This is a genomic window from Massilia suwonensis (assembly GCF_042655665.1).
In the GTDB taxonomy this organism is placed as follows: Bacteria; Pseudomonadota; Gammaproteobacteria; order Burkholderiales; family Burkholderiaceae_D; genus Telluria; species Telluria suwonensis.
Genome location: NZ_JBHSMR010000013.1, coordinates 329,966 through 355,004 on the forward strand (window position 1 = coordinate 329,966; position 25,039 = coordinate 355,004).

Sequence of the window (25,039 nt, forward strand, 5' to 3'; positions counted from 1 at the left end):
GGACTCGACGCCGTCCAGATCGCCGAGCGCGCCGGCAAGCCGCGCGTGGCGGCCGCCCTGCAGCGCGGCGGGCGCTGATCCCCTCCGCTGGTTCGGCCGAACTGGCGGGTAATCCCGTCTTTCCTCTCTGCATAGATCCTCGGAACGGCATCGCATAATCTCCTTACCGTAACGAATATTGCGATGCAGAAACTCCGCAGCGCATAACAAGGCACAACAAGGATCTCCCATGCTGAACGAACGCGAAATCGAAAGCTGCTACCTCGGCCAATTCATCCCGGTCCATTACCACCACAATATGCTGATGGACCAGAACCGCATGAATGCCTTCCAGGGCGCGATCGCCCACGCGGTGCGTCCCGGCATGAAGGTGCTGGAGCTGGGCGGCGGCACCGGCGTGCTTTCCTTCTTCGCGGCCCAGCAGGCCGACAAGGTCTACTGCGTCGAGTTCAATCCCGACCTGGTGCAGGAAGCGCGCCGCTTCCTGGCCCAGAACCCGAACGGCCACAAGGTCGAGGTGATCCACGCCGACGCCTTCGACTACCTGCCGCCGGAGCCGGTCGACGTCGTGATCTGCGAGATGATCCACGTCGCCATGCTGCGCGAAAAACAGGTGGCCGTGATCGAAGCCTTCAAGCAGCGCTATCTCGAGCGTTTCGGCGGCCCGCTGCCGATCTTCATGCCGGAAGCGGTGGTGATGGCGGTCCAGCCGCTGCAGCAGGATTACAACTTCCACGGCTATTACGCGCCGATCGTGCAGTTCCAGGACACGGCCGTCGCCTATCCCGGCACGGTCGAGCTGGCCCAGCCGGCTGTGTACAGCGTGCTCGACTTCGCCGAGCCGGTGGACAGCCTGATTGCCTGGCGCGGCAGTTTCACGGTCCAGCAGGACGGCACCCTGAACGCGCTGCGTTTCGTGACCAAGAACGTGCTGTCCATCGTGCAGGAGCAGGGCACCACGATCGACTGGCTGAACCACTACATGACCCTGCCGCTGGCCCGTGCGCTCGACGTGGTGGCCGGCGACCTGGTCGAGGTGTCCTTCCAGTACCGTGCCGGCGGCTCGATCCCGAGCCTGCAGGCGGCGATTCGCACCGGCCTGGCCTTCGACGAGGTCGAGGCGCCGGCTCCAGTGGCGGTTCGCACTGTCGAGTTCGCTTAAATCCTCCTGTACCGGCGGACCGGTCCATTCGCTGGCCGGTTCGTCGCCCATTTCCGCAGGTCGGCCGCCCCAGGCTGCCATTCGTCGCATACGGCCTGCGCGTCTTTACTCCAGAACTTACACTCGCTCCATACCTTCTGACTGGAGCGCACGATGTTCGGTTTCCTGCTGTGGCTGCTACTTCTGTTCCTGTGCTGGCCGCTCGCCCTGCTGGCGTTGATTCTCTATCCGCTCGTCTGGCTGCTCCTGCTGCCGCTGAGGCTGCTGGGCATCGGCGTCGATGCCGTGTTCAGCCTGCTGCGCGCGATCCTGCTGCTGCCGGCCCGCGTGCTGGGCCTGTCGCCGGGAAGGTAAGTGATCGGTCCGGCAGAGTGTGGGGCAATTAACAGACGCCGGCTTGCCTTTCGCATACTGTGGAGCCGTGCGCTTTCACCCGAAAGCGCGCTTTCACTGTAAGGAAACGATTATGCGCCTGGACATTTACCGCAGAGCCGAAAGCGACGGCAAGTTCTCCTACTTGGCCGTGCCGGAAACCCGTAACATCCCCGAAGAAGCCACCAATACCGATTGGGAAGTGGAGGCAAGAGCCTTCGAGATCGAGGACAACGCCGATCTGCTGCCCGACTACGAGATCGACAACCTGAGTGGCCAGCTCGCGGAAAAAGGCTATGCCATGACGCACGTCCAGTAGGACGCATTCGCCGCGCCAGCGGCACCGACAGTGCAGGCTTCGGCATGCACGCGACAAGCGCTCCCGTTTTCACCGGGTCCCCCGACGGGCACCCGGTGGATATGCTATTCTTGCGCCCTGTTTAATTGATGCCGGCTGTTCGAAGCCGGGCTGGGGGCAAGATGAAGTGGGCGCTGGTCGGTTTTTATTTCCTCGCGGTTTTCCACATTCATTTCCGCGGCAAGGTGCGCCTGCCGTTCGGACGCCAGCTGTTCGACCATTCGTCGTTCATGGCGCCGATTAACATCTTCATGCACCTGTTCTCGCGGGTGCCGAGCACGCCCTACATCCCGGTCAGCGACTTCCCCGAACTGGCGCCCCTGCAGGCCAACTGGCAGGTCATCCGCGCCGAAGCGGAAAACATGCTGGCGATGAAAAAGATCAAGGCGGCCGAGCAGAACGACGACGCAGGCTTCAATTCCTTCTTCAAGACCGGCTGGAAGCGCTTCTACCTGAAGTGGTACGACGCCAGCCACCCGTCGGCCCAGCGCCTGTGCCCGCAGACCTATGCGATGCTGCAAGCCATCCCGACGGTGAAGGCGGCGATGTTCGCCGAATTGCCGCCCGGCGCCAAGCTCAATCCGCACCGCGACCCCTTCGCCGGCTCGATGCGCTACCACCTGGGCCTGGCCACGCCGAACGACGACCGCTGCTTCATCGACGTCGACGGCCAGCGCCACAGCTGGCGCGACGGCGAAGGCGTGATCTTCGACGAAACCTATATCCACTGGGCCATCAACGGCAGCGACAGCGACCGCATCATCCTGTTCTGCGACGTCGAGCGTCCGATGCGCACCCGCTGGATGAGTGCCATCAACCGCTGGCTGGGCCGCACCATGATGACGGCCGCCAGCTCTCCCAACGAAACCGGGGACCAGACCGGGCTGGTGAGCAAGCTGTTCAAGATTTCGCACATCATGGGCGGGTACCGCCGCCGCTACAAGGCCTGGAACAAGACGGCCTATAAAGTCACCAAGGTGGCGCTGATTGTGGGACTGGCGGCATTGATCTATTGGATCTGACCTTGAATCCGGGGCAATGCCCCGGCTACGGCTCCGTTTCGCCGCGCGGGCTTACCGTCAATCCGGCGGATCGGGTTCCGGATCGGGCTTCACCCGCACCAGCTGGTAGTCCGCCGCCGAGCGTTCCAGCGCCAGTCCCAGCACGTCCTTGAGCTCGTCGGCGGGCGTGCCCTGCTCGAGCTGCTGCTTGGCGAAGGTATTGCGCAGGGTGCGCCCGCCCGAGCGCGCCAGATCCATGCCGGCCCGCTCGAAGGTGGCGCGCATCTGCATATACACGGTTTTCCTGGTCATCCTGGCGCCCGTCAGGTTGGCGGGAAACACGAATTCCCCCGGGATCGCCATCGTTTCCCGTTCTTCCAGCCAGGCCCGCAGCGCCTCGGCGCCCAGCCGGGGCAGGGTGACGGCATGCTCATGGCTGGTATCGTGCTTCTCGTCCGGCGTGATGGTCAGCACGATCGAGCCGTCGAGCGCGGCCTGGCGGCCGACTTCCGCAATGAGCAGGCCGATCGCTTCCGACACCCGCAGTCCCGCCAGCGCGATCACCAGCTGCATCGCCCGGTCGCGCCGGCGCTTCCAGCCGCCGAAGGGCCGGCTTCCCTGTTTGCCTGGCGCCTCGCCGGGCAGGGCGGCGAAGAAGCGCTCCAGCTGGTCGGGCGACAAGGCGCGGCCGGCCTCGTCCTGCGTCATGTGGGCGCGGTCGATGCCGAGGATGGCCTGCTGCGCCGGATTCGGCGTCACCTCGAGATGCTCGTAGCAGCGTTCCAGCAGGCGCAGGTAGCGGTAGGCGATCTTGCTGTTCAGGACGCGCTTGCCCTTGACCCGGCGCTCGATGAAGCGGAGCAGGTCGGCCTGGGTGACGGTCGAAAACTTCAGCCCCTGTTCCGGGAACCAGCCGGCCACGTTGTTGAACATGAAGATATAGATCTTGGCCGAGGCCGGCGAGAGCAGGCGGGGCGTGCCGTCGGCGCGGGTACGGCGGCCGGTGTCGGCGAAGGCGGCGGAGGCGACGAATTTCTTGAATGCCTGGACCGGGTCGGCATCCCACGAAGTCAGGGTGTGCATGGAGAGGCACGCTGGATGGACATAGCCTACATTAACATAAATCGGTAACTAACCAACGTCGCGTTTATGCAAACCTATATTACCGAGCGTCACGGGCTACAGACAAGCGAAAAAATAATCACGCAGGCGACCAGGAAGAAGCGGTGGACTCAGCGATAGACCAGCACCGGTATCGCGCTATGTACCAGCACCTTCTGTGTTTCGCTTCCCAGCAGCACCCCGTTCAGGCCATGCCGGCCGTGCGAGGCCATGACGATCAGGTCGCAGCCGCGCTCGCGCGCCGTGCGCAGGATGGCTTCGTGCGGATCGTCCGAGCGCACCAGCAGCGCGGTGCAGTCCACGCCGGCGGTGCGCGCCGCGTCCACGATCGGCGCCAGGCGCTTGTTGGCCCGCGTTTCGCTGGCGGCAAGGTATTCGTCCTCGGTGCTTTCGATCATCTCGGCGTCCGCCGTGAAGGTCTTGAAATCGGGCAGGGCGGTCATGCCGACCAGCTCGGCGCCGACTTCCTTGGCGAAACTGACCCCTGCCAGGACGGCGCGCGCAGACAGTTCGGACCCGTCGGTCGGCAGCAGAATGCGCTTGAACATGCTTCCTCCTCGTTAAAGTCAGGGACGGTTCGTTGAACCAGTCTCGCGCGCACGCTCGCGCCGCGTTTGATCGCGCGCAAACGCGCCGGCGGGCATACGAAATGCCCTTTCGCGCGCCATTGGTGGCATCATTGCCGGTGAAGCGCATTTCGGGCGACCCCATGCCTCCCAACGAATCAGCGAACCTGCAGCGCCAGTTCGACGAACTGCTCGACCACTTGCCGGCCGGCGTCATCGTGCTCGGCCCGGACGGCCGCATCCGTTCCGCGAACCGGCGTGCCGGTCTCCTGCTCGGCCAGTCGGAAGAGGAACTGATCGGCACCGGATCGAGCGAGCTGGAATGGTCCCTCGTGCGCTCCGACCGTACCGTGATGCCGGAGGCGGAGTACCCGGTGAACCAGGTATTGGCAACGCGCGAACCGGTGTCCGACATGATCGTCGGCGTGCCGGCGACCCCGCCGGGTCCGGTCCGCTGGCTGATCTGCAACGCCTATCCGGAACTGGACCCGGAAGGGCGCGTCGAGCGCGTCGTCGTCTGCTTCACCGATTGCACCAAGCTGAAGCTTGCCGAGCAGCGTGCCCAGAAATCCGAGGAGCGGCTGCGCCTGGTGCTGCGCGGTTCGACCGACGCGTCCTGGGACTACGACCTCCGAAACGGCGAGGTGCATTACTCCGAGCGCTGGTGGGACATGCTCGGCTACCGCCCCGGCGACCTGGTCACCGACGCCCGCACCTGGCAACAGGTCGTCCATCCCGACGACAAAGGGCGCGTCGCGGGCTTCCTGCACGACGTCCTGGGCGGAACGTCCGAAAGCTACAGCATCGAATTTCGCATGGTGCACCGCGACGGTCACGCGGTGCCGATCCTGTCGCGCGGCTTCGTCCTGCGCGATCACGCGGGGCTGCCTTTGCGCATCTCGGGCACGAATACCGACCTTACCGAGCGCAAGCAGGTCGAACAGCGCATCCACGAACTGGCGTATTTCGATCACCTGACCGGCCTGCCGAACCGGCGCTTCCTGGCCGAGGAACTGGACAAGGTGCTGGCACGCAGCGAGCGCTCGGGCCAGGTCGGCGCCGTGCTCTTCCTCGACCTCGACAACTTCAAGCTCCTGAACGACACGATGGGGCACGACGTCGGCGACTTGCTGCTGCGCCAGGTGGCCCAGCGCCTCAAGCTTGCCCTGCGCCACAGCGACCAGCTGGCGCGCCTGGGCGGCGACGAATTCGTGGTGGTCTTCGAAGAGCTGGGCGCCAGTCCCGAGGAAGCCGTCGCGGAAGCGAACCACGTGGTCGACAAGATCCTGGAGATTCTCGACCAGCCGTATCACCTCGATGGCCGCATGTTCGTCAGCACGACCAGCATCGGCGTCACGCTGTTCGAAGGCACCCGGGCGGACGTCGACACGCTGCTCAGGCAGGCCGACCTGGCGATGTACCGCGCCAAGTCCGACGGGCGCCACATCGCGCGCTTCTTCGACCCAGGCATGCAGGCGGCGGCCGACCGCCAGTCGGCCCTGGAAACGGGCCTGCGCGACGGCCTCGCGCGCCAGCAGTTCGTATTGTTCTGCCAGCCGCAGTTCGACGTGCGCGGCCAGCTGGTCGGCGCCGAAGTGCTGGTGCGCTGGCGCCGCGAGAACGGCGTGCTCGTCGCGCCCGGCGATTTCATCGGCCTCGCGGAATCCTCGGGCCTGATCCTGCCGCTGGGCCAGCAGGTGCTCGAGGACAGCTGCAACGCGCTGGCACGCTGGCGCGGCGACAGGTCGCTCGGCAAGCTCAAGCTGGCGGTGAACGTCAGCGTGCAGCAGCTGCGCGACCCCGAGTTTCCCGAGGAGGTGGCGCGCATCCTGGCCCGCACGAAAGCGCCGGCAGGCCAGCTGCTCCTGGAACTGACCGAAAGCATCTTCGCCGACGACAAGCAGGACCTGGCCGAGCGCATGCACATGCTGTGCGGCCAGGGCCTGCGCTTTTCGCTGGACGACTTCGGCACCGGGTATTCCTCGCTGGCCTACCTGAAGCAGTTTCCCCTGACGGCCCTGAAGATCGACCGCTCCTTCGTGCACGACGTCCACGTCGACCCGAATGCCGGTCCCATCGTCAAAGCCATCATCGCGCTGGCGCAGCAGCTGAAACTGGAGATCGTCGCCGAGGGCGTCGAGCACGAAGCCCAGCGCAGTTTTCTCGCGCGCAGCGGCTGCTCGGCGCTGCAGGGCTACCTGCTGGGCGCGCCGATGCCGATCGCGCAGTTCGAGACGCTGTACAGCGCTAGCGGCATCGGCCATGCGTGAGCCGCACCGGCCGCGCCCGTCATTCCTGGTCACCGCTTGCAGCTGGCCGACGGAACGCGTCGGCGGGCAGTGCCGGCGCGCACAGGTAGCCCTGGCAGGCGTCGCAGCCATGCTTGAGCATGTCCAGCGGTCGAAGCAGGTCGAACCCGCGCGGCGATGCGTCAGATCACTTCGAGCGGCTGCTTCCTTTCGGGCGGCCGGAATGCGCGGTCCAGCGCCGCCATGTCCTGCGGCGACAACGGCAGGTCGAGCGCGCCGCGAAGCTCGGCGGCGTGGGCGGCCGTGCCTGCCTTCGGCAGCGCGATCGTCAGGTCGTCGCGCAGCACCCAGCGCAGGGCGATTTGCGCGGGCGTGGCGCCATACTCGGCCGCAAGGCGCAGCAGCGCGGGATCGCGAAGCAGGCGGCCCTGCTCGAGGGGGGAGTAGGCCATGATGGGGAGCGCGCGCGCCCTGCACCATGGCATCAGATCGAACTCGATGCCGCGGCGCGTCAGGTTGTACAGCACCTGGTTGGCCGCTACCGCTGTCGCGCCAGGCAGGTCGATCAGTTCCTCCAGGTCCGGCGTATCGAAATTGCTGACGCCCCAGTGACGGATCTTCCCCGCGCGCAGCAGCGCATCGAAGGCCTCCAGCGTCTCGTCGAGCGGCACCGGGCCAGGCCAGTGCAGCAGGTACATGTCGAGGTGATCGGTGCGGAGCCGGCGCGTGCTTGCGCAGATGGGCGCCGGCGCCACTGAAGCGGAACGCACGACCGTTCGCGAGCAATTGTCGGGGGCCTGCACCACCGAGATCGCTTCATTCGACGAATTCGCCTCGCTTCTTGCGGACGATGTGGGCGATTTTGACCATATCGTGTTCGACACCGCGCCGACGGGGCACACCTTACGGCTGCTGAGCTTGCCCAAAGCGTGGAGTGGCTTCCTGGCAGGTAACGATCGCGGAGCCTCTTGCCTCGGCCCGCACTCGGGACTGAAGATGCATGAAGTGCGTTTCAAGGCCGCGCTCGATGCCTTGAGCGACCCGGGCCAAACCACCCTCATTCTGGTCGCCCGCGCGGACAAATCTGCCATTGCCGAGGCGGCGCGCACGTCGGACGAATTGCGCACACTCGGGTTGAACAACCAGCGCCTCATCATCAACGGCGTGTTCCACGCCAGCGATCCGGGCGATGAGGTCGCTTGTGCCATTGCGGCGCTGGGACGCCAGGCGCTCGATGGGATGCCGCAATCGCTGCTGTCCTTGCCGCAGGACCAGGTACCCTTGCGCGCCTTCGATACGGTCGGGTTGTCAGCCTTGCGGGCTTTACTTTCGTCGCATGCCACCCCGCTCGCCAGCGGCCTGGTGGCGAGCGCACCCATGGAGCGCCTGCCGGGCCTGGACGCATTGGCCGACGAGTTGGCGGCAGCCGGGCACGGCCTGGTCATGGTGATGGGTAAGGGCGGGGTGGGGAAGACGACCGTCGCTGCCGCCCTGGCGCTTGGCCTGGTTCAGCGCGGCAAAACCGTTCATCTCAGCACCACCGATCCAGCGGCGCACCTGGCTGCGACGCTGGAGGGGGAGGTGCCTGGCATGCGTGTCGATCGCATCGATCCCAAGGTCGAAACGCAGCGTTACATCGACAGGATGATGGTAAGGAAATCGCCCGGACTCGACGAACAGGAACGAGCATTGCTGCTGGAAGACTTGCGCTCCCCATGCACGGAAGAAGTAGCGGTCTTTCATGCCTTCTCAAAAATTGTCAACGAAGCGCGCAGCGCTTTTGTGGTGCTCGATACGGCACCGACCGGGCACTCCCTGCTGCTGATGGACGCTGCGGGCGCTTACCACCGGCAAACGCTGCGCGATTTCGAAGGCCATGACAAGGCACGCATGAGCACCCCCTTGATGCGGATGCAGGACGGGACATACACCAAAATTATTCTGGTGACGCTACCGGAGGCAACACCGGTTTCACAATCGGCTGCCTTGCAGGACGATCTGCGTCGCGCCGGTATCGAGCCCTACGCCTGGGTGATCAACAAGAGCGTGCCGGCTGCCGGCACGCACGATCCGCTGCTGACGGCGCGCCTGGCGGGCGAACGCAAGCAAATGGCCCGCATGGCGAGTGGACTGGCCGCGCGCACCTTCATCGTCCCCTGGTGTACCCGGCCACCAATCGGCTTTGTCGAGTTGTCGAAACTGGTGAACCACCGATCCGGCAAGGAGTGAGTGCCGACGGCCACGCCATCTGACGCAACCGGCACGAAGTGATCGATCCCGTTACGGTTCGACAGCGCTGTCCCCGGTCGGTCGAATACCGCAAGAAACAGGGATCCCGGGCCATACATTGTCCTGATGAATGGAAGACTGCCGGTTCCCGACTCGAGCTTTCGACGTAGGAGCGGGAGATACTGCGAACGGTGGAGGCCAGGGCACGGGTGCCAAGCCGCTTCGAATACCGAAGATCCTGCACATTGAGCCGGCGCTAGTTGGCTTGAATACTCAGCAGCGGCCTTGGCCGAACCAAACCTTCCGGGTCCAAAGCCAAACCGAATGTCAAGCCGACGCTTGGAGCGGGCGCATCAGTCGGTCAGATTCACCGCAAGCGGACGTACAGGCTTGACCGAAATCAAGCGTTCGGAATATGCGCGGCGCATGCTCACGCCGACTACGGCGCCGCCCCGGCGACGGAAGCAGTTTTCATCCTTCAGGAGAAAAACATGCAACGCTTTCAAGACAAGCTCATGCTGGTCGCCAGCGTAACCAGGCCGTTGTTGCGCCTTCCCATTTTGCTCTTCGCGCTGACGGCAGGCGGCACGGCAGTTGGGCAACAGGCGCAGCCCAACGGCGTCGCAGACAGCAGAATTATCCGCAGCACGTACACGACCTACCGCGTGGTCAACCTGGCTGCCGGCCGGCTTGCCGCGCCCCCGGACATCAATGCCAAGGGGCAGGTGGCGTTCTCGATGCAGGCCGGCGGGACCCGCGCGACGGGCTACTTGTATGACGGGACTGCGGTGCGCAATATTGGCACGTTGGGCGGCAACGAGGTCCTGGTGACCGACCTGAACGACCTCGGGCAGGTCGCCGGCCGTGACACCGTGAGATCTCTCGGCCTCCCGCACGCCTTCGTCTGGAGCGCGGGCAGCGGCATGGTCGACATCGGTGCGTCGCCAGGCGTGACCTCCTCGGGGGCGGCGGCGATCAACAATAATGGCGTCGTCACCGGCACATTCCATAGCGCTTTCGCCCACCACGCTTTCCGCTGGACCCTGGGAAGCGGCCTGGAAGACCTGGGTGCGCTCACCGAGGAGGGCGCTTCCTTTGGCGAGGCCCTCAACGAGGCGGGCGACATTGCCGGCCAGGCGACGACCGCGAATGGCCGCCGGCATGCCGTCATCTGGACGCGCCGCGGCGGGCCTGTCGATATCGACGCGTTCGACAGCGTCGATTCGACGCCCGTGGCCGTCGGCGCCAGGGGGGAGGTGGCAGGCAATCGCCTTCTTCCCCCCCCTCAAGCGAGTTTCGCGCCTTCCTGTGGACGCGGGCCAGTGGCATGGTGGACATCGGAACGGCGGGCGGCACCGAGGCGATCGTGCTCGCGATGACGCCCGGCCTGCACATGGCGGGTTTCATCAATTTCGCCAATCGCCCCCAGCATGCGATGTCGTGGACGCGGGCAACCGGCACGCGCGATCTCGGCACCCTGGGCGGCCAGGGCTCGCGCGCCTTCGACGTCAACGCCAGTGGGCAGATCGTCGGCTTCGCCGAGAACAGGGCGGGCGGTTCGCGCGCATTCGTCTGGACGGCGCGGCGGGGCATGCTCGACCTGAACCGATACCTGCGCCATGCGCCGCCCGGGCTGGTGCTGGACGATGCGGTCGCGATCAATGACAGCGGTGCGATCGTGGCGACCTCGAACGCCGGGCTGGTTCTGCTGCGGCCGGAGCAGAAGTGCGGGTGCGGCCATGCGCTTGGCCCGGTCGTGGCGCCGGCCGTGGTCAAGGCGGGCGTGCCGATGGGGGCATCGATGGCCTTCGTGGACGAGGACCGGGTCGGCACGCGCAGCGTCACCTGGTCGTGGGGCGACGGCAGCGCCGCGCAGGCCGGCCGGGTGCGCGAGAGCGGTAGCGCTGGCAATGCCGACGCCAGCCACAGTTTCGCTGCGCCAGGTATCTACACGGTGACGGTCACCGTGGTGGATCGCCGCGGCCGCAGCAGCGCGGTCAGCCACGACGTGGTGGTCACCGCGCCATCGGGCGGGGCCGTGGCCGGCGCCGGGACGCTGATGTCGCCGGCCGGTGCGGTGGCGCAGGCGCCGCTGTATGCCGGCAAAGCGAGCTTCCGTCTGATCGCGCCAAGGTCCATGACCGCCCAGGCAGAGCGCGTCCCGGCCGCGCTGCAGTTCGACTTGCCGGGCCTGGCCTTCCGCAGCCACGCCTTCCGGCTGCTGGGCCGCCAGGGAACCCAGCAGGTATTCGAGGGCAGCGGTACGGTCGGGGGAACGGACGGTTACAGGTTCAGGCTGTCCACGTCGGCGACCGTGGCCGGGGGCGGGCAGGGCGGCTTCGTCCTGAAGATCTGGCATACCGATCCGGGAAGCCGGACGGACGTGGTCGATTACGACAACGCGCGTGCGCCATCCGGCACTGCGGCCGGGCGGGTGATCGACGGCAGCATCGTTCTGGAATAGCGCCGCGCTAGGTTAGGTGATGCCGTTGTGTCAGCTCTGCTCGTCGTACCGATGCGAGCTAAGCAGGCACGATGGCGCATCCCTTCTTTCATGCCGATGATGAAGCAATCGAGCTTTTCCGACCTGGAGCTTGCCAGCAAGAAGAAGCTGACTCTGCCGATCGTTTTCCAGCCGGGATGAAAGCGAATATGCCGTGGCCGGGGCTGGTGGCCGCGCCGTTGCCGTACTACCCAAAGCGCGACGGGCCGGGCGCCCGCCGGTCGGACCATCCAAAACTGACTACTTCAGCGTTTCCTTAGCATAGACAAAGGCCAGATAAATTGAACAGCTTTGAGCGATGTCCGCATCTGAAAACCGCTTATCCTGCCATTCAGTTTTGTTCCGATTAGTCCTGCACTTTCAACTACCATCAGACTCCAATCAGCCAGATAAGGCTACGGCGGGCGAGTAATATTGTTGCGCTAAAGCACTCCGGGGCCGAGAGCTTATCTCGCAGCGTAATAGCGCGCCAGCTGCGCGATTTCATCGTCGCTCAGCTTGTGCACCGCATTGCGCATCTGCCGGTTGATGTCGTTCGTGCGCCGTCCCGCGCGGAAGGCGTGCATCTGGTCGCGCAGGTAGGTTTCGGACAAGCCTTCCAGCACGGGCGTTGCCGGACGCACGGCGTGCGGGCTGTGACAGGAAGAGCAGGCGCCGACGCTGCGCATCGGGTCGCCGTTGCGCACCAGGCGCGGGGTCCCTTCGGCGGAGGGTGCGATGTCGGCAATGCGCTCGCGCTCGAGCGAAGCGTAGTAGGCGGCGAGGTCGCGCATGTCCTGGTCGCTCAGGTTGGCCACCAGCGGCTGCATGATCGCGCTGAGCCGGTGCCCGGACGCATAGTCGCGCAGCTGCTTGTAGGTGGCCGAAGCGGGCTGGCCGGCCAGGTGCGGGGTGCCGGCCGGGCTGGTGCCGCGCGCCCCATGGCACATGGTGCAGGCCATCGCCAGGGTCGCGCCATGGCCGACCGAACCTCCGCTTCCCACGTTCATCATCTGGGCGTTGACGATCACGCTGGTCGGGAACTTCTGCTGCTCGGCCGGCAGGCCGGCAGTCTGGAACGGGGCCGGGGCGCCGGCAGCGCGGCAGATCGCTTCCCACAGGCTAGCCGCGACGCTGCGCGCATGCGCCTGCGGCACCCATACGAAACCGACCAGGGCGGCCAGCAGGGCCACCAGCACGAGGATGCCGACGCTGATCGTGAACCAGCGGTTCCTGAACGTGAAGGTTTTTTCGTCGCTCATGGCTGGCTCCCTACCGGCACCGCCGGCACCGAGGTCTGTTTCAATGCGATCAGCTGGCTGATCGGATAGCCATAGTTCACGATCGACAGGCCGATCATCAGGGCCAGCCACAGCGCGTAGCTGTTCAGCGCGGCCGGCAGCCTGCCTTCGTGGTGGGCCGCCTGGCTGAAGCGGAACTCGGGCAAGGGGATGCGCACGCTGCGGTGGCCGCCCAGCAATACCAGCAGGAACAGCAGGCCGGACACCACCAGCATCAGGCCGCCGATGAAGGTAATGATCACGGTGATCGCCTGCGGCGCGATCTCCGGATTGCTGTAGTCGAAATAGGCCATGCGGCGCGGCATGCCGAGGATGCCGACGACGTGCCAGGGGAAGGTCAGCACGATCATGCCGACGAACCACAGCCACAATTGGGTGCGCATCAGGCGGCCGCTGGCGAGTGCCTTGCCGGTCAGGTGGGGCCACAGGTCGTAGGCGAGGGCGAAGTACATGATGACGATGGCGCCGCCGAAGATCAGGTGGAAGTGGCCGGTGATCCACTGCGTGTTGTGCACGGCGAAGTCGAGCTGGTAGCTCATGTTGATGAGGCCGCCAGCGCCGCCGAAGCCGAGCAGGATGAAGGAAAACGCGACCGCCAGCATCATCGGGTTCTTCCACGGCAGCGCCTTGACCCAGCCGAACGCACCCCTGCCGCCGCGCAGCCGGCCGGCGATCTCGACCGAGGCGGTGATGGTGAAGATGGTCAGCAGGGTCGGGATCGAGACCATGCCCGTGAATACGGCGTGCAGGAACTTCACGCCCGAGCCCACCTGCGGATCCTGGAACAGGTGGTGCACCCCGATCGGCATCGAGAACACCAGGAACAGGATGAAGGAAATGCGGGCCATCTTGTCGCTGTACAGGCGCCCGCCGATCGCCCGCGGCACCAGGGTATAGAAGGCGATGTAGGCCGGCATCAGCCAGAAATACACGATCGCGTGCAGGGTCCAGGAGAAGAACACGCGCGCCAGGCCGGCGTCGATGGTCGACTTGAAGCCGAGCGCGACCGGCAGGATCATGAACAGGATCTCGATCGCGGCGCCGAGCGATGTCCAGGCCCAGAGATAAGCGCCGGCGAGATTGGCAAACATCGGCAGCGGCACCGCTTCGCCGGGATGCGCCTTCTTCCAGACACGCAGGTTGACCGACATCAGGGCCACCCAGATCCAGGAACCGACCACCACCAGCACCACGCCGATGTAATAGAAGGCGTTACCGATCAGCGGCGGATAGAAGGTGTAGAGCACGGTCGCCAGGCCCATCGAGACGGGCACCATGGCCGTCACCGTGCCGAGCACGACGAGGAAGAAGCCGATCCATGCCCAGCGCTTGCCCACCAGGCTCTGCTTGAGCGCGAACTCGACGATCGCATAGCCGAAGCCCATCGCCACCAGGGTGGGAAATACGTAGCCCATGGCCGAACCGTGGGCGGTCACGGCGCGGTAGTACAGCTCGGGGTTGCCGATCCAGTCGCGCAGGGGACTGCGGATGTACATCTGCCACTCGCCCAGCAGGAGCGCCACAAAAAAGGCGGCGAAGGCGATCCAGAAGTGCGCCAGTACCAGGCGCCGGGTGTCATTGTTCAGCACAGCTCAACCTCCTTCCGCCTGCGGCCTGGCGCATGAACTCGGCCTTGTCGATGATCTTCACGCGCGCCCACATGGCGGCGTGGCCGACGCCGCAGTATTCGTGGCAGGGCATCACGTGCTCGCCGGGTTTTTCGAATTTCGTCTGGAAGTTGGAGATGTAGCCGGGGACCAGCATCACGTTGACGTTGCTCTGGGCGATAGAGAAGCCGTGCACCACGTCGGCCGCCGTGCCGCGGATGCGCACTGGCGTCCCGGTCGGCAGCAGCAGGCACGACGGCGTGAACGAGTACTGGTTGGCGAGCACGCGCACCGTGACCGAGCCGTCCGATTCGGCCACCGAACCGAGATTGGCTTCGATGAACTCGCCCGAGATGTGCAGCGTGCCGGGGTCGATGGTTTCGGTGCGTACCGGCGGCATTGCGGCCCAGTGCACGCTCATGTAGATCATCATGCCGATCAGGAAGGCGATGATGGCGCCGACCAGCAGAGCCCAGCGATATTCGGCGGCATGGGCAACGGCTGCGCCGTTTCCTGCAGGGTGGCCGTGTGCCATCAGTCGCCTCCCCGTGCCAGGAACACCAGTACATAGAACGCCAGCCACATGGCCATCACCAGGGCCACCGCGACCCCGGCCACGGCAAAGGCGCCCAGCGGCCCCTGCGCCACGACGGCATCGACCCGCCCCTGGTCATGGCTGCTATCGTTTTCCTTCGGCTCCACAATCATGAACGCTCCCAGGTCAATTATTCGACAGTCGCTGCACGCAGATCGTTAACTTCGCGCACCCCCACCGGTGCCCCGCGGTTGCCCCAGGCCGTACGGATGTAGGTCACGACGGCGGCGATGTCGCTGTCGTTCAGTTCATGGGCAAACGGCGGCATGCCGTAGGGCATGGGGTTGCGGCGGGTGCCGGGCGGATAGCCGCCGTTGAGCACCATGCGGATCGGGTTGACGGCCGAGGTCATCGTGATCGACTGGTTGGCCGCCAGTGGCGGATAGTGGGGCAGCTTGCCGCGCCCCTGGGCGCCGTGGCAGCTCGCGCACTGGGCGTCGTAGATGCGCTTGCCCTGCGTGAACTGCTGGGTGACGTTGGCGCGCGCCGGCGCCGCGGCCGGATCGTTGGCGAGTGGCTGGTCGGCGGGCAGGCTCTTCAGGTAGACCGCCATCGCGCGCACGTCCTCAGTCGTCATGAACTGCAGGCTGTTGAAGGTGACCTCGGCCATCGGTCCGTACACGGTGCCGCGGTTCGACACGCCTTTCTGCAGCAGGTCGATGATGTCCTGGATCTCCCAGGTGCCCAGGCCCGCCTCCTTGTTCGAGGTGAGCGAAGGCGCATACCAGTTCTGCATCGGGATCAGGCCGCCCTGGAAGGCGCGTTCCTGCGAGGAGCCGCCGAGCGCGTTGATCGGCGTGTGGCACATCGCGCAGTGGCCCAGGCCCTGCACGAGATAGGCGCCGCGGTTCCACTCGGCCGACTTGCTGCGGTCGGGCACGTATTCGCCTTCCTGGAAATACAGGGTGCGCCAGCCGATCAGGAGCGCCCGGTTATTGTAGGGAAAGCGCAAGTCGTGCTGGCGGCTGGCCAGGCGCACTGGCGGCACCGAACGCAGGTAGGCGAAGATGGCGTCGGTATCGGCGCGCGTCACCTTCGTATAGCTGGCGAAAGGCATGGCCGGATACAGCAGGTCGCCGTTGCGCGAGCGGCCGGTGCGCATCATCTTGAAGAACTCGTCGGCGGTCCAGTCGCCGATTCCGGTTTGTCGGTCGGGCGTGATGTTCGGCGCGTACAAGGTGCCGAAGGGGGTGGGCATCGGGCGGTTGCCCGAAAAGATCTTGCCGCCCGGGACAGTATGGCAGGCGATGCAGTCGCCTGCCTGCGCCAGGTACTTGCCGCGCTCGATGAGTGCCTGCTGGGCGTTACCGGCCGGCTGGGCGCCGCGTTTCGGTTGTTGCTGCGCCAGCGAGGGCGCGAGGGCGCCGGCAGCCAGGGCGCCCAGCGCCAGCGTTGCGGAGACAATTTTTATTAGTCGGGTCGTGTTCATCGGGACGCAACTCCTACTTCGGCTGGGGCTGGCTACCGCAGGCGAGCGGCAGGCGCGCGCCTGCGGTTCTCGCGGGCCGGGCATTGGTAACCGGGAGCGAGGCCAGGTAGGCCGAGACGGCGGCAACCTCGGGTTCGCTCAGGCTCGAGGCAATGACCTGCATGCAGTCGGGCGCGATCGCGGTGCGCACCCCGTAGCGCCATGCGCCGAGCTGGGCGCTGACATAGTCGGCGCGCAGGCCCAGCAGGCCGGGAATGCCGGGCTCGAGTCCGGCCAGGTCGGCGCCATGGCAGGTCACGCAGGCCGGCAGGCGCTTGGCCGGTACCCCTTGGGTGACGATGCGCTGGCCGGCACTGATCTGGGTAGCGGACGCGTTTACGCGCGGCTGCGCGAGCGGAGGCGGATTCTGGGCCGCGAAGTGCTCGGCCATCTTGTAGAGGTAGGCGTCGGGCAGGTAGGCCAGCAGGTAGTTCATGGGAACATACTTGCGGCGGCCGTCACGAAAAGCCACTAGTTGGTTGTAGAGGTAGCCCGTAGGTTTTCCGGCCAGGCGGGGGAAATACACGTTCTCGACACCGCGCCCGGCTGGCCCGTGGCAGCCGATGCAGGCCGCGACGCGGGCCTCCATCGTGTCGGGAATACGGTCGGCGGCCCCGGTTTGGGCCAGCCCAGCCGCAGGGTACATCGAGACAACGATTAAAGCTGAACAAAGAGAAATCTTCACTTCTCCCCCTAGCGTTACGTTGTTATGTAAGGTTTGTGAGACGAATTGGTAAGGAAGCTATCATATTTATCAGTCGCCTGACGCACACAGCTGTGAGCCCGGTCTCAAAACCAGGAATCGGTCTCGCTATGCCTGCCATCCTGCCTTAAAACAGCTGATACTGCTGGCACCCCTCAGTAGTATTTGCTGCAAGAAGTCCGGCCCTCTACAATTGGTACACTATCGTGTTAGTGCCAAACGTACTAGTTTTAAATCTGAGTTATAACGGACCAGTGGTGCGTTCGCTTCCGATGCAAAGCTAAACCCTACCAAGAACTGTAGGGCTGCATGCATAAGAGAATGCACTCCTCAACAAACCGTGCGGTGGCGATATCAGTCCGAACGTCGCTCCTGCTTTGACGGACCATGCGCCAAACTCCTGCCCCATCACTGGTAGGGCGGGCAGAACCATGTTTGTCATCAGGCTCCGTGCGGCAGCCCCAGGTTCTGGTTCGCCGGCACCGCAATGTCGATCAGTTTCGGCTTTGCCAGCTTCAGTTCGCTCATCAGTATCCGGAAGTCCTCGCGGCTGCGGTTGGCAAGACGCGCGTTGTGCCGTTTTTCCCAGCCGATCGTCGACACCGCCTGGCCCTTGTAGTCGTGCGCCGGCCATACGCGCGTATCGTCGGGCAAGGCAAACAACTTCCCGGTCACGCTGTCGTAGAGCGCGTCGCTGCTGCCGCTCTGGAAGTCGGTTCGCCCGCAGCCGTCGATCAGCAGCGTGTCGCCGGTGAAGACGTTGCCGCGCCAGAGGTAGCTCATGCTGCCCGCCGTGTGACCGGGCGTGTGCAGCACCCTGATTTCTTCGGCGTAGCCAAAGCGGAGCACGTCACCGTCGTTCAGCTGCAGCTCGGCTGGCGCAATGCCGCACCCGCTCGGCACCGCGGCCTGGGCGCCCGTCAGCGCGCGCAGCCGGCCGGCGGACGTCACGTGGTCTGCGTGTGCATGGGTTTCGAGGACCAGGGCCAGTTGCAGCCCGAGGCGCTCGAGATGGCGCAGGTCGCGCTCGAGTTGATGGTCGACGGGATCGATGATGACGGCCTGGTTCGACCCCGGCGCCGTCAGGATATAGGTGAAGGTCGACGATTCGGTATCGAACAACTGGATGGGATTCAGGTTCATCTTGGTTTCCTCGATCAATGGTAACGGGACTTCTTTACGACACCGCCTTGACCATCATCGCAATAGCGACAAGGGCGGAGAGGGCTGCAAAACCTTTTTGTAGCTGGGGCCGGCAAGACGGGATGCGAGCGAACGGCCACCGAGCATCCCTGCAAGCGCGCCCGCCGAGAAGGGCAGGGCAAGGGCCCAGTCCAGATGGCCGCTAAGGGCAGTGGCCGTAACGCCCATCAGCGAAATGAGTGCGATGACCGCCAGCGAGGTCGCCACGGCCGACTTCATCGGCAGGTCCGTGTAGCGCTGCAATGCCGGCACCATGACGAAGCCTCCGCCCACGCCGAGCAGGCCGGACAGCAGGCCGGCGAGACCGCCCGACACGGACATGGCCAGTGCACAGGGACGGTTCCAGATGAAGCGCCCGCTACCGCCGTCGCGTTTGCACACTACATTCACGGACGTGGCGATGGTGTTTTTCCCCGACGCCTGCCTGAACGTTTTCAGCGCGACGTACAGCAGTACCAGCCCGAACAGAACAGCCAACCAGCGGCTGTCGACTTGCCGCGCAGCCCACAGGCCCGCCGGCGACAGCAGCATGCCGGTCGCGGCGATCAGCACGGCGGCGCGGTAGCGCACGATCCCTGACCGCAGTCCCAACACCGCACCCAAGGCCGCGGCCATGCCGACCGCCATCAGTCCTACCGGCCCCGCCTCGGAAACGCTGGCGCCGGTGCCGAAGACCAGCAGCGGGACTGCCAGAATGCCGCCACCAGCCCCGGTCAGGGCAAGGATCAGCCCAACGGTCAATCCCAAGGTGAGACCCGTCAGCATGACAGCCTCTCGTTCAGGGAAAGCCCGTCGAAGGCGGGACGGCCGATCACGGTCATGTTCATGCTCAGGCCTGGCCCTGCGCGCGTGAGGCCGAGACGCGGTCAAGCACCTCGAACAGGCCCATACCTGCGAGCATCGCCAGCGCGAAGAGCAGCGGCTTGGCGCCACCTGTCGCGAGCGATGCCAGGGCGGGGCCCGGGCAGTACCCGGCTAGCCCCCAGCCGGCACCAAAAGCGAGCGAACCGAGCACAAGGCGGCGGTCGATGACGGTCGCCGTCGGCAGGCGCATGGGCGCGCCAAGCAGGGAGCGCTTTCGCTTGCGCGCCACGCCGAAGGCGAAGATTCCCACCAGGATGGCGCCACCCATCACAAAACCGAGCGACGGATCCCAGCTGCCTGCCAGGTCAAGAAACCCGATCACTTTGGCGGGATCGGTCATGCCCGATACGATCAGGCCGATGCCGAACAGGAGGCCGACCATCAATGCCATGAAGATTTGCATGTCAATTCCTTCAGTTGAATACATGGCGCACGAGATAGACCGTGACGAACCCGGCGGCCATGAACGCCGCCGTCGCGACCAGTGAACGCGGCGACATGCGTGAAATGCCACAGACACCATGGCCACTAGTGCAGCCTGCGCCGTAACGCGTGCCGACACCGACCAGCAGGCCGGCGGCCACCAGCGTCCCGGCGCCGGCATCGACCGTCACCTCGGGCAGCACCGCGAACAGGCCATACACGACCGGGGCGGCAATCAGGCCAGCGAGGAAGGCCACGCGCCAGCCAATGTCGCCACGCACCGGCCGTAGCAGACCGCCCAGGATGCCGCTGATGCCGGCGATCCTGCCGTTAAAGAGGATGAAGGCCGCTGCGGCCAGTCCGATCAGTACGCCGCCACCAAGTGCGGCCTGCGGCGTGAAATCTACCCAGTCAATCGTCATTTCGTTTCCCCTTTGCCTGGCTGGCAGAACAATTCATAAAGGACCTGCATGATCGCCGTCGCTTCACGGCTGTCGATCTTGTAGAAAATTTGCTTGCCCTCGCGCCGAGTGCTGACGAGCCCTTCTTCGCGCAAAACGCCAAGCTGCTGGGACAAGGTCGGCTGCTGGATCTGCAACTGCGTTTCGAGATCGCTGACGCAGAACTCACCCTGCGTCAGCTGGCACAGCAACAGCAGCCGGTCGGGATTGCCGAGGACTTTCAGCATGCCGCACGCCCGTGCTGCAGCCGATTGCATTGCCTGGAGGTCCAGTTTCTGTACATCGCTCATCGTGATTCCTTCTTGCGCAACATTATTCCTGCAGATAGTATATCGAGACACAATATATGATTCAATAGAATGTTATACGATCCACCAACAGGAGATCACATGAGCATGCGTTACATCGATAAGGATTTCGCGATCACTTCGCAAGTGGCGCCCGAGGCCTTGCAAGGACTGCGCGATGCAGGTGTTGCCACGATTATTTGCAACCGCCCCGACGGCGAGGCAGGCGACCAGCCGGCGTTCGCCACGGTGGCGGAGCAGGCGGCGCAGTGCGGCATGCAGGCACATTACCTGCCGGTCGTGCCGGGACGAATTACCCCGGCCGACGTCGAAGCATTCGCCGCACTGTTCGCGGATGCCCGCAAGCCGGTAGTGGCCTATTGCCGGACTGGCCTGCGCGCCGAGATCTTGTGGGAGCTGTCAGCCGGCCTTCGGAAAGGGGCGCCGGGAGGCGGGACGCACGAGTCCTGACCTGGCCGATAGACCTGGGTGGCGTCAGCACTTCCAAACTGAAGGCGGAAAAAAGCCAGCTTCACAGCTGGCTTTGACATTGGTTCGCCAGATCCGCGCGTGTCTGTCCCATATTCTGCCCTCACTCGCAGTGCTTGCCCATCATCTCCATGTGCCGCTGGCGCATCTCGGGCGGCATCGACGCCATCTCCCTGTCCATCATGGCCTGCCGCGCCCGCTCGTCCGGGGCGTTGCGCATGCCGCGATAGCGAGCGCACATCGCTTCCTTGTCGGACGGTGCCATGCTGCCGGTACTGCCCGCGCGGCTGGCGCCCATCATGTCTTCCCGTCCTGGATGCACGCCAGACGCGGGCGGCGCCATCGCATTGACGGATCGTCCCGGGTGGTGCCGGGGGTGGTCCTGGTCGCCTCGCATGGGGGCGCAGGCCGACAGGGCGGCACCCGCAACGAGGGCCGCAAGGACGTGCATTAGCCTGATCATTCTGCGCTGCATAGTCGCGCTCCCGAACGGTTGTCGAAGGACTCTGATGCGTGACCTGACTATTGGCTATTGTGCGGTTCGTGTCAAGCGACCGGGGGGGAAGCGGGCGCCACCGAAGCGGCCTGATTCTTCCGCGAGTTGCGATCCATACTGCTGATTTTTGTCCCCCGTGACCAAAAAAATGATTACTGATGCGACGAAAGTGGCATCCGGTCGGCGAAGCGCCGAAATACGCGATCGATTTCTCTGCATCAGAAGGATCAGAGGATGGCGGTTTGTGCGTCCGTTGCAGCAGGGCGTCGACCGTGTGATCATATCGGCGCCGGCTCCGGTTCGACGAGGTGCCGCCGAGGACGATGTCTCGGGCGGTTCTGGATGGCGAGCACATCGATGAGCGAAGGAACAAGGATCGCGATTGCCGGAGGCCTGCATGTCGGAACTGTTCGGACTCGATGCCTTCTCGCCAAGGCAAATTGCCGAACGGGTGGAGACAGTCGGCGTGACCAAGGCGCGCCTACCGCTCTTGCCGATGTTCATATTGAGCGTCCTGGGGGGCGCGTTCATCGGACTGGGCGCCCTGTACTTTGTCATCGTCCGATCCGATCCGGCCCTCAGCTTCGCTGTCAAGCAAGTGCTTGGCGGGATGGCTTTCGCATTGGGTTTGATCCTGGTGATCGTTGCCGGCGCCGAGCTCTTCACGGGAAACAACCTGCTGGTGATGGCGTGGGCCGACAGGAAAATATCGACCTTCGAACTCCTGCGAAGCTGGAGCATCGTTTGTGCCGGGAATTTTGTCGGCGCAGCCGGATTGGCACTGCTGGTCTTCTTGTCGCGTCATCCGGAAACGAACGGCAACGCGATAGGCCGCGAATACCTGATCATTGCAAGCGCCAAGCTGGCCATGCCTTTCTGGACGGCCTTCTTCAAGGGAGTGCTGTGTAATGCTCTGGTCTGCCTTGCGGTCTGGATGGCGCTCGCCGGGCGCAGCGTCGTCGATAAAGTCGTCGCCATCGTGATTCCGGTATCGGCATTCGTCGCAGCCGGTTTCGAGCATAGCGTCGCCAATATGTACCTGATCCCGATGGCCATGCTGCTGCAGGGCTTTGGTGCAATCGGTTCAAACCCTGCCATTAACCTGGCCGGCTTGTTCGATAATCTGTTGCCCGTCTTGCTGGGAAATATTATCGGTGGGAGTGTGCTGGTCGGCCTCGTCTATCATCTCATCTATCACCGCGCTCCTGACGGGAATTCCGACGCCGGGTGACGCGGGCCAGCATGCTGTCTTGTTGCGGCCGTCACTCCAGGCCGCCGTCGCGTTCCACTCCGGGCACGAGCAGGGTCCCGCCGGCTGCTTTATCCCGCCCGCGCGGGCGGCGCAGCCGTCCGCGCCAGCACCGTGCGGTTGCGCCCGCTCTCCTTGGCCTGGTAAAGCGCCGCGTCAGCGGCGCGCAGCAGCTCTTCCCAGCCGCTTTGCTCCGGGCTCAGCACGGCGACGCCGGCGCTCACCGTGAAGCGCAGCGTGTCCGTCCCCACCGGCAGGCGCAGCGCGGCGACGGCGGCGCGCATGCGCTCGGCGCAGGCCATGGCCTCGCCTGCGCCCGTCTCCGGCATTACACAGACGAATTCCTCGCCCCCGAGGCGGCCGATGTAGTCGCTCGCGCGCAGGTTCTCTTTGCATGCCCTCACCATGGCGCACAGGGCACGGTCCCCGGCCGCATGGCCCCAGGTGTCGTTGACCCGCTTGAAATGGTCGATGTCGAGCATCGCCAGCGCCAGGGAACGGCCGTGGCGTCGCGCCAGCGCCAGGTCGTGCAGCGCCAGTTCCGTCACGTAGCGGCGCGACAGCGCGCCGCTGAGGCTGTCGTGGCGGACCGCGTCCAGCACCGCCTGCTCGGCCAGGAAGGCACGGCGCCGCAGTTGCAAGGTGGCCAATGCCACGCACAGGGCCAGCGGCCAGGACAACGAGTACAGGAGCAGCACGTGCAGGCCCGGGCCCGGGGCCAGGTTCAGTATGGCCAGCAGCGCCAGCAGGAGCGAGGGTGGCAGGGTGGCCAGCATGAAGCGGCGCGGGCGCGGCTCGACCAGGGCGAGCAGGAACAGGGCCCCGGTCAAGCCCGGCAGGGCCAGCACCAAGCCCTCGGGCAGCATGGCCGCGCACACCACCATTGCCCCCGCGTGCGTCGCATACAGCCAGGCACAGCGGGGTCCCGGGCCCCAGCGCAGGCGTCCGGCCGCCCAGGCGGGGGCGCCGAGCAGCACCAGAGCCACCCGAATGCGCACCGTGGAGGCTGCACGCGCGGTGTCGATCCAGGCGTCCCAGGCGCCGAACAGGACCACGAAGAGCCCGAATGCAGGGCCCAGCACCAGCAACAGCCGGGCGATGCCGGCATCGAGCTGGGTGTCGAACGCGGCTTCGAGTTCGCCCGGCAGCGGGTGGAACAGGTTTCGCAGCCCGGCCAGGGCCGCGGCCGGTACGGATGGGGAGCGAGTGTGCATGGCGAGGCGATGCGCGCCGGCTGAGCCTGTTCAGGGCGGCGCCGGCGCCGGCGGGCGCACCGGCGTGGCCAGCGGAAGCGCGCCGGGTTGGCCCAGCAGCGCGGCGAGCGCGGCCACCACCTGCCGTCCCAGCACCAGGTCGCCGCGCTCGACCTGCGAAGCGGTCCGATGCAGCGCGCGCAGGATGACGGCGTGATCGGCGCGGCGCGGACGCAGGCAGGCATCGCCGAGCCGCTCGAGCAGCACCTCTTCGTGGCGAAACCCGGTTTCGACCGCGGCCACGGCAGCAGGGAAGCGCCGGACGAAATCGGCGTCGGTGGCGGCGCACAGCGTGCCGATGCGGCCCAGTAGCAGCCTGCGGCGATGGCGTAGCGCCGCGCACGCCGCCCAGCGCGGCACATTGATATGACGGAGCTTCATCGCTTGTCTCGGGACGCTTCGATTAAAGGAAACAGTGTCGGGCGGATGGTGCCGTTTATCGTTTGATGCAGATCAAAAATTCACGAGACCGCGTGCTGGCTGGGAGAATGCGCCGGCGCTCCCGTGCGGCGCCGGGACCCGGCCGGCGCAAAACCGTCCGTGCTAGTATCGCCGCTATGCCTGCGCGGCCCTGCGCCCAACGATCGGGAGCCTTCACCATGTTCATCGAAAAGATCCTTGTTGCCACCGACGGTTCCGACCTGGCCGTGCGCGCGGCCCAGGTCGCCGCGCTGCTTGCCGGTACCGGCGGGCGGCGCATCGTCGCCTTCTCCGTCGCGCAGCCGCGCTTTTCGCTCCCGGCCGATGCGATCGGAAGCTTCGACGCCGGCGCCGAAGTGCGCCGCGCGCTCGATGCCGCGCGTGCCCATGCCGGTACGGTGGCCCGGATCGCGCAGGATGCCGGCCTCGCATGCGACACCCGCACCAGGATCTCGACCACACCCGGCCTCGAGATCGTGCGCGCTGCCCGGGAGCAGGGCTGCGACCTGATCGTCATGGGTGCGCACGGCCCCGCCGACGCCAACCCGCTGTTCACTGGCAGCGTGGCCCAGCACGTCCTGGCATGGTCGACCATTCCAGTGCTCGTCCTGCGGGATCCTGGAGAAGCGGCCAAGCCCGAGTACAGCGACGGTTCCTAAGAAGGCCCGGCCCGGTGACG

28 protein-coding genes and 1 pseudogene are annotated in these 25,039 nt (G+C 65.4%); 12 read left to right on the plus strand and 17 right to left on the minus strand.

Translation table 11 applies throughout. The annotated features are described in order from the left end of the window. Positions 1-229 precede the first annotated feature (229 nt). The 4 genes from ACFPQ5_RS09365 to lpxO all read left to right on the plus strand — a co-directional run bounded on the left by ACFPQ5_RS09365 (position 230) and on the right by lpxO (position 2,914). Entirely contained in the window at positions 230-1,162 is a 933-nt protein-coding gene (locus ACFPQ5_RS09365; RefSeq protein ID WP_379754006.1) for a methyltransferase domain-containing protein, read from the plus strand. A 153-nt stretch (positions 1,163-1,315) separates the two neighbouring features. After that, entirely contained in the window at positions 1,316-1,516 is a 201-nt protein-coding gene (locus ACFPQ5_RS09370; protein WP_379754009.1) for a hypothetical protein, read from the plus strand. A 112-nt stretch (positions 1,517-1,628) separates the two neighbouring features. Next, a complete protein-coding gene (locus ACFPQ5_RS09375) occupies positions 1,629-1,853 on the plus strand; it encodes a DUF6139 family protein (RefSeq protein WP_379754012.1) in 225 nt (74 codons plus the stop codon). A 161-nt stretch (positions 1,854-2,014) separates the two neighbouring features. Beyond that, positions 2,015-2,914 (plus strand): lipid A hydroxylase LpxO, encoded by a 900-nt coding sequence (gene lpxO, locus ACFPQ5_RS09380; protein WP_379754015.1) that lies wholly within the window; start codon positions 2,015-2,017, stop codon positions 2,912-2,914. Positions 2,915-2,971: 57 nt separating this feature from the next. Here lpxO and ACFPQ5_RS09385 read toward each other — a convergent pair whose 3' ends face one another. Together ACFPQ5_RS09385 and ACFPQ5_RS09390 are read right to left on the minus strand one after the other, a co-directional pair. Next, positions 2,972-3,976, minus strand: coding sequence for a site-specific integrase (locus tag ACFPQ5_RS09385; RefSeq protein WP_379754018.1), 1,005 nt, complete (start codon positions 3,974-3,976; stop codon positions 2,972-2,974). A 149-nt stretch (positions 3,977-4,125) separates the two neighbouring features. Beyond that, on the minus strand, positions 4,126-4,563 hold the full coding sequence (locus tag ACFPQ5_RS09390; RefSeq protein ID WP_379754021.1) for a universal stress protein: 438 nt from the start codon (positions 4,561-4,563) through the stop codon (positions 4,126-4,128). A 161-nt stretch (positions 4,564-4,724) separates the two neighbouring features. Between ACFPQ5_RS09390 and ACFPQ5_RS09395 the strand changes: the two genes are divergently transcribed. Then, on the plus strand, positions 4,725-6,851 hold the full coding sequence (locus tag ACFPQ5_RS09395; protein WP_379754024.1) for a sensor domain-containing protein: 2,127 nt from the start codon (positions 4,725-4,727) through the stop codon (positions 6,849-6,851). Between the two features lie 161 nt (positions 6,852-7,012). Here the strand turns inward: ACFPQ5_RS09395 and ACFPQ5_RS09400 are convergent, their stop codons facing one another. Next, on the minus strand, positions 7,013-7,600 hold the full coding sequence (locus ACFPQ5_RS09400; protein ID WP_379754027.1) for an aldo/keto reductase: 588 nt from the start codon (positions 7,598-7,600) through the stop codon (positions 7,013-7,015). Between ACFPQ5_RS09400 and ACFPQ5_RS09405 the strand changes: the two genes are divergently transcribed. The 4 genes from ACFPQ5_RS09405 to ACFPQ5_RS09420 all read left to right on the plus strand — a co-directional run bounded on the left by ACFPQ5_RS09405 (position 7,569) and on the right by ACFPQ5_RS09420 (position 11,822). After that, the gene (locus ACFPQ5_RS09405) at positions 7,569-9,059 is read left to right on the plus strand and encodes an ArsA-related P-loop ATPase (RefSeq protein WP_379760057.1); all 1,491 of its coding nucleotides are present in this window, start codon (positions 7,569-7,571) and stop codon (positions 9,057-9,059) included. The two genes, ACFPQ5_RS09400 and ACFPQ5_RS09405, sit on opposite strands and share 32 nt — an antisense overlap. A 491-nt stretch (positions 9,060-9,550) precedes the next feature. Then, positions 9,551-10,438, plus strand: coding sequence for a hypothetical protein (locus tag ACFPQ5_RS09410; RefSeq protein ID WP_379754030.1), 888 nt, complete (start codon positions 9,551-9,553; stop codon positions 10,436-10,438). Further along, positions 10,387-11,523, plus strand: a complete 1,137-nt coding sequence (locus tag ACFPQ5_RS09415; RefSeq protein ID WP_379754033.1) for a PKD domain-containing protein — start codon at positions 10,387-10,389, stop codon at positions 11,521-11,523. The genes ACFPQ5_RS09410 and ACFPQ5_RS09415 overlap by 52 nt, the downstream gene beginning before the upstream one ends. 71 nt (positions 11,524-11,594) lie before the next feature. Beyond that, positions 11,595-11,822, plus strand: a complete 228-nt coding sequence (locus ACFPQ5_RS09420) for a hypothetical protein (RefSeq protein ID WP_379754035.1) — start codon at positions 11,595-11,597, stop codon at positions 11,820-11,822. 186 nt (positions 11,823-12,008) lie between these two features. Here ACFPQ5_RS09420 and ACFPQ5_RS09425 read toward each other — a convergent pair whose 3' ends face one another. The 11 genes and pseudogenes from ACFPQ5_RS09425 to ACFPQ5_RS09475 all read right to left on the minus strand — a co-directional run bounded on the left by ACFPQ5_RS09425 (position 12,009) and on the right by ACFPQ5_RS09475 (position 20,456). Continuing rightward, positions 12,009-12,803: a c-type cytochrome gene (locus ACFPQ5_RS09425; RefSeq protein ID WP_379754038.1), complete on the minus strand. Its 795-nt coding sequence runs from the start codon at positions 12,801-12,803 to the stop codon at positions 12,009-12,011. Beyond that, positions 12,800-14,431, minus strand: a complete 1,632-nt coding sequence (locus tag ACFPQ5_RS09430) for a cbb3-type cytochrome c oxidase subunit I (RefSeq protein WP_379754041.1) — start codon at positions 14,429-14,431, stop codon at positions 12,800-12,802. Before ACFPQ5_RS09430 ends, ACFPQ5_RS09425 begins: the two co-directional genes overlap by 4 nt. Beyond that, a complete protein-coding gene (locus ACFPQ5_RS09435) occupies positions 14,418-14,984 on the minus strand; it encodes a cupredoxin domain-containing protein (RefSeq protein WP_379754044.1) in 567 nt (188 codons plus the stop codon). Before ACFPQ5_RS09435 ends, ACFPQ5_RS09430 begins: the two co-directional genes overlap by 14 nt. After that, positions 14,984-15,157, minus strand: coding sequence for a hypothetical protein (locus ACFPQ5_RS09440; RefSeq protein WP_379754047.1), 174 nt, complete (start codon positions 15,155-15,157; stop codon positions 14,984-14,986). Before ACFPQ5_RS09440 ends, ACFPQ5_RS09435 begins: the two co-directional genes overlap by 1 nt. A 17-nt stretch (positions 15,158-15,174) precedes the next feature. Next, the gene (locus ACFPQ5_RS09445; RefSeq protein ID WP_379754050.1) at positions 15,175-16,473 is read right to left on the minus strand and encodes a c-type cytochrome; all 1,299 of its coding nucleotides are present in this window, start codon (positions 16,471-16,473) and stop codon (positions 15,175-15,177) included. Between the two features lie 13 nt (positions 16,474-16,486). Further along, a complete protein-coding gene (locus ACFPQ5_RS09450; protein ID WP_379754053.1) occupies positions 16,487-17,158 on the minus strand; it encodes a c-type cytochrome in 672 nt (223 codons plus the stop codon). Positions 17,159-17,656: 498 nt separating this feature from the next. Then, positions 17,657-18,358 (minus strand): MBL fold metallo-hydrolase, encoded by a 702-nt coding sequence (locus ACFPQ5_RS09455; RefSeq protein WP_379754056.1) that lies wholly within the window; start codon positions 18,356-18,358, stop codon positions 17,657-17,659. Between the two features lie 34 nt (positions 18,359-18,392). Continuing rightward, positions 18,393-19,183, minus strand: a pseudogene (locus ACFPQ5_RS09460) (sulfite exporter TauE/SafE family protein). Positions 19,184-19,247: 64 nt separating this feature from the next. Next, the gene (locus tag ACFPQ5_RS09465; protein ID WP_379754059.1) at positions 19,248-19,685 is read right to left on the minus strand and encodes a YeeE/YedE family protein; all 438 of its coding nucleotides are present in this window, start codon (positions 19,683-19,685) and stop codon (positions 19,248-19,250) included. A 10-nt stretch (positions 19,686-19,695) separates the two neighbouring features. Beyond that, a complete protein-coding gene (locus ACFPQ5_RS09470; RefSeq protein WP_379754062.1) occupies positions 19,696-20,127 on the minus strand; it encodes a YeeE/YedE family protein in 432 nt (143 codons plus the stop codon). Then, a complete protein-coding gene (locus ACFPQ5_RS09475) occupies positions 20,124-20,456 on the minus strand; it encodes a metalloregulator ArsR/SmtB family transcription factor (RefSeq protein ID WP_379754065.1) in 333 nt (110 codons plus the stop codon). Before ACFPQ5_RS09475 ends, ACFPQ5_RS09470 begins: the two co-directional genes overlap by 4 nt. Before the next feature lie 99 nt (positions 20,457-20,555). On the opposite strand from ACFPQ5_RS09475, the gene ACFPQ5_RS09480 reads away from it, so the two are divergent. Continuing rightward, complete coding sequence (locus ACFPQ5_RS09480) at positions 20,556-20,924, plus strand: protein tyrosine phosphatase family protein (RefSeq protein WP_379754068.1); 369 nt, start codon at positions 20,556-20,558, stop codon at positions 20,922-20,924. A 121-nt stretch (positions 20,925-21,045) separates the two neighbouring features. On the opposite strand, the gene ACFPQ5_RS09485 is transcribed toward ACFPQ5_RS09480, so the two are convergent. After that, entirely contained in the window at positions 21,046-21,243 is a 198-nt protein-coding gene (locus ACFPQ5_RS09485; RefSeq protein WP_379754071.1) for a hypothetical protein, read from the minus strand. Positions 21,244-21,835: 592 nt separating this feature from the next. On the opposite strand from ACFPQ5_RS09485, the gene ACFPQ5_RS09490 reads away from it, so the two are divergent. Continuing rightward, on the plus strand, positions 21,836-22,669 hold the full coding sequence (locus ACFPQ5_RS09490) for a formate/nitrite transporter family protein (RefSeq protein WP_379754074.1): 834 nt from the start codon (positions 21,836-21,838) through the stop codon (positions 22,667-22,669). Between the two features lie 89 nt (positions 22,670-22,758). Here the strand turns inward: ACFPQ5_RS09490 and ACFPQ5_RS09495 are convergent, their stop codons facing one another. After that, complete coding sequence (locus tag ACFPQ5_RS09495; protein ID WP_379754077.1) at positions 22,759-23,901, minus strand: GGDEF domain-containing protein; 1,143 nt, start codon at positions 23,899-23,901, stop codon at positions 22,759-22,761. 30 nt (positions 23,902-23,931) lie between these two features. Further along, a complete protein-coding gene (locus tag ACFPQ5_RS09500) occupies positions 23,932-24,321 on the minus strand; it encodes a hypothetical protein (protein WP_379754080.1) in 390 nt (129 codons plus the stop codon). 218 nt (positions 24,322-24,539) lie between these two features. Between ACFPQ5_RS09500 and ACFPQ5_RS09505 the strand changes: the two genes are divergently transcribed. Next, positions 24,540-25,019, plus strand: a complete 480-nt coding sequence (locus tag ACFPQ5_RS09505; RefSeq protein WP_379754083.1) for a universal stress protein — start codon at positions 24,540-24,542, stop codon at positions 25,017-25,019. Positions 25,020-25,039: the final 20 nt, after the last annotated feature.

Coding starts and splice junctions, on each gene's coding strand:
- ACFPQ5_RS09365 (WP_379754006.1), top strand. CDS start 230: ATGCTGAACGAACGCGAAATCGAAAGCTGCTACCTCGGCCAATTCATC.
- ACFPQ5_RS09370 (WP_379754009.1), top strand. CDS start 1,316: ATGTTCGGTTTCCTGCTGTGGCTGCTACTTCTGTTCCTGTGCTGGCCG.
- ACFPQ5_RS09375 (WP_379754012.1), top strand. CDS start 1,629: ATGCGCCTGGACATTTACCGCAGAGCCGAAAGCGACGGCAAGTTCTCC.
- lpxO (WP_379754015.1), top strand. CDS start 2,015: ATGAAGTGGGCGCTGGTCGGTTTTTATTTCCTCGCGGTTTTCCACATT.
- ACFPQ5_RS09385 (WP_379754018.1), bottom strand. CDS start 3,976: ATGCACACCCTGACTTCGTGGGATGCCGACCCGGTCCAGGCATTCAAG.
- ACFPQ5_RS09390 (WP_379754021.1), bottom strand. CDS start 4,563: ATGTTCAAGCGCATTCTGCTGCCGACCGACGGGTCCGAACTGTCTGCG.
- ACFPQ5_RS09395 (WP_379754024.1), top strand. CDS start 4,725: ATGCCTCCCAACGAATCAGCGAACCTGCAGCGCCAGTTCGACGAACTG.
- ACFPQ5_RS09405 (WP_379760057.1), top strand. CDS start 7,569: ATGGGCGCCGGCGCCACTGAAGCGGAACGCACGACCGTTCGCGAGCAA.
- ACFPQ5_RS09410 (WP_379754030.1), top strand. CDS start 9,551: ATGCAACGCTTTCAAGACAAGCTCATGCTGGTCGCCAGCGTAACCAGG.
- ACFPQ5_RS09415 (WP_379754033.1), top strand. CDS start 10,387: ATGGTGGACATCGGAACGGCGGGCGGCACCGAGGCGATCGTGCTCGCG.
- ACFPQ5_RS09420 (WP_379754035.1), top strand. CDS start 11,595: ATGGCGCATCCCTTCTTTCATGCCGATGATGAAGCAATCGAGCTTTTC.
- ACFPQ5_RS09425 (WP_379754038.1), bottom strand. CDS start 12,803: ATGAGCGACGAAAAAACCTTCACGTTCAGGAACCGCTGGTTCACGATC.
- ACFPQ5_RS09435 (WP_379754044.1), bottom strand. CDS start 14,984: ATGGCACACGGCCACCCTGCAGGAAACGGCGCAGCCGTTGCCCATGCC.
- ACFPQ5_RS09440 (WP_379754047.1), bottom strand. CDS start 15,157: ATGATTGTGGAGCCGAAGGAAAACGATAGCAGCCATGACCAGGGGCGG.
- ACFPQ5_RS09445 (WP_379754050.1), bottom strand. CDS start 16,473: ATGAACACGACCCGACTAATAAAAATTGTCTCCGCAACGCTGGCGCTG.
- ACFPQ5_RS09450 (WP_379754053.1), bottom strand. CDS start 17,158: ATGTACCCTGCGGCTGGGCTGGCCCAAACCGGGGCCGCCGACCGTATT.
- ACFPQ5_RS09455 (WP_379754056.1), bottom strand. CDS start 18,358: ATGAACCTGAATCCCATCCAGTTGTTCGATACCGAATCGTCGACCTTC.
- ACFPQ5_RS09465 (WP_379754059.1), bottom strand. CDS start 19,685: ATGCAAATCTTCATGGCATTGATGGTCGGCCTCCTGTTCGGCATCGGC.
- ACFPQ5_RS09470 (WP_379754062.1), bottom strand. CDS start 20,127: ATGACGATTGACTGGGTAGATTTCACGCCGCAGGCCGCACTTGGTGGC.
- ACFPQ5_RS09475 (WP_379754065.1), bottom strand. CDS start 20,456: ATGAGCGATGTACAGAAACTGGACCTCCAGGCAATGCAATCGGCTGCA.
- ACFPQ5_RS09480 (WP_379754068.1), top strand. CDS start 20,556: ATGAGCATGCGTTACATCGATAAGGATTTCGCGATCACTTCGCAAGTG.
- ACFPQ5_RS09485 (WP_379754071.1), bottom strand. CDS start 21,243: ATGATGGGCGCCAGCCGCGCGGGCAGTACCGGCAGCATGGCACCGTCC.
- ACFPQ5_RS09490 (WP_379754074.1), top strand. CDS start 21,836: ATGTCGGAACTGTTCGGACTCGATGCCTTCTCGCCAAGGCAAATTGCC.
- ACFPQ5_RS09495 (WP_379754077.1), bottom strand. CDS start 23,901: ATGCACACTCGCTCCCCATCCGTACCGGCCGCGGCCCTGGCCGGGCTG.
- ACFPQ5_RS09500 (WP_379754080.1), bottom strand. CDS start 24,321: ATGAAGCTCCGTCATATCAATGTGCCGCGCTGGGCGGCGTGCGCGGCG.
- ACFPQ5_RS09505 (WP_379754083.1), top strand. CDS start 24,540: ATGTTCATCGAAAAGATCCTTGTTGCCACCGACGGTTCCGACCTGGCC.